Raw genomic sequence first — 226 nt, forward strand, 5'->3', positions numbered from 1 at the left:
TAGTTCGAGAGGAAGGTCCTTTCTTTCGGATGAGGCCCCGAGAAAACGATACCGTTGTTGAACTTGAAGATAGTGAAAACAAACTTCACTACAGGCTTATTCGACCATCGAATACCTTTGCATTGTATCTTTTATTGAAAGCAGCGAAAGTGGGCGAACCTAGAGCACTCTCAAGACCGTTTCCTTCTTACCGTGTATTTGAAATGGCTAACGAAGAAGAGTTATG

General features: G+C 42.5%; 1 protein-coding gene. It reads left to right on the forward strand.

All coding sequences use genetic code 11. The features are described from left to right. The coding region (locus A3714_RS18170) for a hypothetical protein (protein WP_231867818.1) at nt 1-226 on the forward strand (226 nt) is incomplete at both ends.

The organism is Alcanivorax sp. HI0007 (genome assembly GCF_001635525.1).
GTDB lineage: Bacteria > Pseudomonadota > Gammaproteobacteria > Pseudomonadales > Alcanivoracaceae > Alcanivorax.